Below are 4308 nucleotides of genomic sequence, written 5' to 3' on the forward strand. Positions count from 1 at the left end.
TGCTGTCCCTGCGCCCGCCGACGCGCTGACCGCCTCGCTGCGCCCGCGCCCGCGCCCGGCGGAACTGACCGCCAAGGTCGCGGCCGTGCGGGCGGCCGAAGCCGCCGCCGCCGCCGGGCCCGATCTTCTGGCGCTCAGCCCGCCGCCGCCGGAAGAGCCGGTCGCAGCCCCCGAGCCGCCGAGGAAAAAGAAGAAGAAAGACAAGGAAACCGGATCGCGCAAGGGGTCGGTCTGCGGGGTCAACGCGATCAAGGGCGAGAAGATCGCCCCGATCAAATCCAAGATCAAGGGCTGCGGGCTGAAGGACGGGGTGCGGGTCACTTCGGTCTCGGGGGTGAAACTGTCGCAGGCCGCGACCATTGATTGCGACACGGCCCGGGCGCTGAACACCTGGGTGGACCGGGTGGTGCAGCCGGCCTTTCGCGGCGATGTGGTCGAGTTGCGGGTGGCGGCGCATTACATCTGCCGGTCGCGCAACAATGTGAAGGGCGCCAAGGTCAGCGAACATGGCCGCGGCAAGGCGATCGACATTGCCGCCCTGGTGCTGGCCAATGGCCGGGTGCTGAGCGTGGCGCAGAATTACAAATCGCTGCGCAAGGTGCATCGCGCCGCCTGCGGCATCTTCGGCACCACGCTGGGCCCCGGCTCGGACGGCTATCACGAGGATCACCTGCATCTCGACACGGCCGGATATCGCTCGGGTCCCTATTGCAAATAGGGCGGGGCGTCAGGCGTCCCAGTCCAGCCGCGGCTTCGGCGCCGCCACGGCAGGGCCGGCCAGCCCCAGCCAGGCGCCCAGGATCGGCACCTGCCGTTCCGCCCCCCAATCGCCGGTGACGGTCAGCCGGTCGCCGTCCAGCCGCACCCCGGCCACCGTCTGGCCCGAGGGCCAGTGCAGCGCGCCGATCACATGGCGGATCTCGACCGTGCCCAGCGGATCCAGGGTCAGCAGGCCCGGCTGGCCGGCCGCCGACAGGGGATCGGGTGTCTCGGCGGCGGACAGGCCCAGAACCGGCAGGGCCGCGCCTTCCTCGACCCCCAGACAGCCCAGATGCCGGCCGTTCCAGGGCGGATAGTCGCGCCCGCCATTCGAATGCCACAGCATGGTCAGCGGCAAATGCGCGGGGTTTTTCAGCGACAGGAACAGATCGCCCTCGTCGGGCCGCACCACCGCCGTCCAGCCCAGGGTCGAGGCGGGGTCTTCGACCCCGCTGACGAAATCCTCATGCGCGGGGCCCCAGGGGAAGCGGTGCAGGTTGACCGTGCCGTCCTTGGCGCCGGGAAATTCCGCGGGGTCTTCGGCCCGGCGCGGATAAGCCAGGCAGGACCGGCCACGGGTGGGATCGGTTTCCAGCGGCGCGGGCAGGGTTTCGAACCAGCGCTTGCGCGAAAAGGACAGGCGGCCGCCGCGGGGCAGGGCGACCATGGCGTGATTGGCAACCGGCAGGGCGCCGCTGCCGCCGATGAACAGGTGGCGCTGGTAGAGGAACGGGTGATGGTCGACCAGCCGCAGCTCTTTGACCAAAGTGGCTCCCTGCACCGGCGCCTCCAGCACGGCGCGCAGCGTGCCGGGCGCGGCGGCGACCGGGCGCCAGAGCCCATTGGCGGCAGGGCCATGCAGCCCCGCCGGGTCCGGGCCCATCGGGGCGGCCAGGAAATCGCCGCCCAGTCCGCGCTGATGCGGCGGGGCATCGGGCGGCACCTCAGCCGCGGCCCAGGGCGCGCGGTGCAGCGGCGCGATCTCGGCGCCCTGGTCCTGGATCGTCAGATCGCGAAGCGCGCCGCCCTGCGGGGCGAAGCAAAGCGAAATGCCCGCCGCAACCAGGGTTGCGGGGGCGAGATCCGGGGCAGGGTCGGGGACGGGCTGGGACATGGCGCTTCTCCGGTCAGGCCCGAAGGCTAGTCAGCCGCCCGCCCACCCGCAACCCCGCCCGCAACCCCACCGGCGCCCTGCGCCGGGGGGGGGACGTTTCGACGAAAGATCGCGGTCAGTGCGGAAGTTCCGGCGTCGCCGTCTGGCCGCGGGTCTTCCACAGCGACCAGCCCAGCCCCGCCGCCAGGATCACGAAGGTCACGCCCAGCGAGACATTGGCGGGGAACTTCTCCCATCCGAACAGGTCGGCGATGAAGATCTTCGAGCCGATGAACACCAGCAGCACCGCCAGCGCATATTTCAGATAGTGGAAGCGGTGGATCATCGCCGACAGGGCGAAATACAGCGCCCGAAGCCCCAGAATCGCGAAGATGTTCGAGGTGTAGACGATGAACGGGTCGGCGGTGATCGCAAAGACCGCGGGCACGGAATCGACCGCAAAGACCAGGTCGGCCAGCTCGACCAGCACCAGCGCCAGAAACAGCGGCGTCGCGAACAGCGCCAGCTTGCCGGTCTTCGGATCGGGCTCACGCACGAAGAAGGCGCGGCCGCGCAGATCGTCGGTCACCCGCAGCACCCGGCGCAGCAGACGCAGCGCGGGGTTCTGCGACAGGTCCATCTCCTTCTCTTCCGTCACCAGCATCTTGATCCCGGTGAAGATCAGGAAGGCCGCGAAGATGTAGAGGATCCAGTGATACTGCGCCACCAGCGTCGCGCCCAGGCCGATCATCAGCCCGCGCAGCACGATCACCCCCAGGATGCCCCAGAACAGCACCCGGTGCTGAAAGGCGCGCGGGATGGCGAAGAAGGTAAAGATCAGCGCAATGACAAAGACATTGTCCATCGACAGGGTTTTTTCGACCACGAAGGCGGTCAGATACAGTTTTGCCGCCTCGCCGCCCATCTGGCTGTAGACGAAGCCGGAAAACCCAAGCCCCAGGGTGATGTAGAAGGCCGACAGCTTCAGGCTGCGGGCGATGCCGATCTCGCCCCCGCCGCGGTTCAACAGGCCAAGGTCCAGCGCCAGAAGCACCAGCACCACCGACAGGAAGCTCGCCCACATCCAGAGCGGCGTCCCCATGAAAAGCGTTGTCATCAATTCCAAGATATTGCCCTTCCGCAATCGCGCCGAGATCAGCCGGAAAAGGCGGCGGGGTGCCGGGCTGAACATCGGGCGCATGTTCCCGATCGCGGTCCGACATCACGACTGGCGTCGTCAGAGGGGCCCGGCCCGCAGGGGCAATATGGCGCAGCGCGGCGGGCTTTCAACCCCCCGTCTTGCGGATTTCCGGCGCGCAGGGCGCGGCTGCACCGGGCCGGGTCAGCCGGGTTCGCCGGACTGGCCGGATGGGCCTTGTCCCGCTAGGCTGGCCATCGGACGCGAAGGAGAATGCGGAATGGGACGGCTGGAGGGCAAGACCTGCGTGGTCACGGCGGCGGGGCAGGGGATCGGGCGGGCCTCGGCCCTGGCGATGCAGCGCGAGGGCGCGCGGGTCGTGGCGACCGACATCAACACCAAAACCCTGGCCGAGCTGGCGGATCTGGGCATGGAGACGCAGCATCTGAACGTGCGCGACGCAGGCGCCGTGGCGGAGTTTGCCGCCGATCACGCGGATGCGGATGTGCTGTTCAACTGCGCGGGCTTTGTTGCCAATGGCACGATCCTGGACTGCAGCGAGGAAGACTGGGCCTTCTCGGTCGATCTGAACGTGACCGCGATGTATCGGATGTGCCGCGCCTTCCTGCCCGGAATGCTGGCGCGGGGCGGCGGGTCGATCGTCAACATGGCTTCGGCCGTGTCCTCGGTGATCGCGGCGCCGAACCGCTTTGTCTATGGCGTGACCAAGGCCGGGGTGATCGGCCTGACCAAGGCGATTGCCGCCGATTTCGTGACCCAGGGCATCCGCTGCAATGCGATCTGTCCCGGCACGGTGGAAAGCCCCAGCCTGTTCGAAAGGCTGCGCGCGACGGGCGATTTCGACGCCGCGATGAAGGCCTTCGCCGCGCGCCAGCCGATGGGGCGCATCGCCCATCCCGAAGAGATCGCGCATCTGGTCGTCTATCTGGCCAGCGATGAAAGCAGCTTCACCACCGGCCATGCCCATCTGATCGACGGGGGCTGGTCGAACACGTAAGGAAAGGCGGAAGATGCAGGCCAGGTTCCGGCATATCCTTGCCCTTGCGGCGCTGACGACCCTTGCAGGCTGGGCCTCGGCCCCGGCCTTGGCGCAGGAGGAGGCGCCGGCTGCGGTCTGCCCCGCCCCTGCCGCTCCCGATCTGACGCTGGCCCAGACCGGCCGCAGCGGCAGCCCCCTGGCGCTGCGCTGGTCCGATCCCTGGCCCGCGATGGCCGATGATCGACAAGGTCGAGGACTGGTCGGATGAGGCGTTCTGGGCCGAGTTGAAGCTGCGCCTGCCGCAAGAGGTTGCGGCCA

The 4308-nt window shown here is 68.6% G+C and carries 5 protein-coding genes; 3 read left to right on the forward strand and 2 right to left on the reverse strand.

Going from position 1 to position 4308, the window contains the following annotated elements:
• A partial coding sequence (locus tag K1Y73_RS21385; RefSeq protein WP_225030426.1) for an extensin-like domain-containing protein occupies window positions 1–718 on the forward strand: 718 nt, incomplete at its 5' end.
• A 9-nt stretch (window positions 719–727) separates the two neighbouring features.
• Here K1Y73_RS21385 and K1Y73_RS21390 read toward each other — a convergent pair.
• Window positions 728–1873 (reverse strand): hypothetical protein, encoded by a 1146-nt coding sequence (locus tag K1Y73_RS21390; RefSeq protein ID WP_225030427.1) that lies wholly within the window; start codon window positions 1871–1873, stop codon window positions 728–730.
• 115 nt (window positions 1874–1988) lie between these two features.
• Window positions 1989–2969 (reverse strand): TerC family protein, encoded by a 981-nt coding sequence (locus K1Y73_RS21395; protein WP_225030428.1) that lies wholly within the window; start codon window positions 2967–2969, stop codon window positions 1989–1991.
• Between the two features lie 301 nt (window positions 2970–3270).
• Between K1Y73_RS21395 and K1Y73_RS21400 the strand changes: the two genes are divergently transcribed.
• Both K1Y73_RS21400 and K1Y73_RS21405 read left to right on the forward strand, forming a co-directional pair.
• The gene (locus tag K1Y73_RS21400; RefSeq protein WP_225030429.1) at window positions 3271–4008 is read left to right on the forward strand and encodes an SDR family oxidoreductase; all 738 of its coding nucleotides are present in this window, start codon (window positions 3271–3273) and stop codon (window positions 4006–4008) included.
• A gap of 13 nt (window positions 4009–4021) precedes the next feature.
• Complete coding sequence (locus tag K1Y73_RS21405; RefSeq protein ID WP_225030430.1) at window positions 4022–4258, forward strand: hypothetical protein; 237 nt, start codon at window positions 4022–4024, stop codon at window positions 4256–4258.
• Window positions 4259–4308: the final 50 nt, after the last annotated feature.

It is taken from the genome of Xinfangfangia pollutisoli, from assembly GCF_020179405.1.
Taxonomy (GTDB): Bacteria; Pseudomonadota; Alphaproteobacteria; order Rhodobacterales; family Rhodobacteraceae; genus Pseudogemmobacter; species Pseudogemmobacter pollutisoli.

Excerpts from the sequence above, each read along its gene's own strand:
- K1Y73_RS21400 (WP_225030429.1), top strand. The coding sequence starts at position 3,271 with ATGGGACGGCTGGAGGGCAAGACCTGCGTGGTCACGGCGGCGGGGCAG.
- K1Y73_RS21405 (WP_225030430.1), top strand. The coding sequence starts at position 4,022 with ATGCAGGCCAGGTTCCGGCATATCCTTGCCCTTGCGGCGCTGACGACC.
- K1Y73_RS21390 (WP_225030427.1), bottom strand. The coding sequence starts at position 1,873 with ATGTCCCAGCCCGTCCCCGACCCTGCCCCGGATCTCGCCCCCGCAACC.
- K1Y73_RS21395 (WP_225030428.1), bottom strand. The coding sequence starts at position 2,969 with ATGACAACGCTTTTCATGGGGACGCCGCTCTGGATGTGGGCGAGCTTC.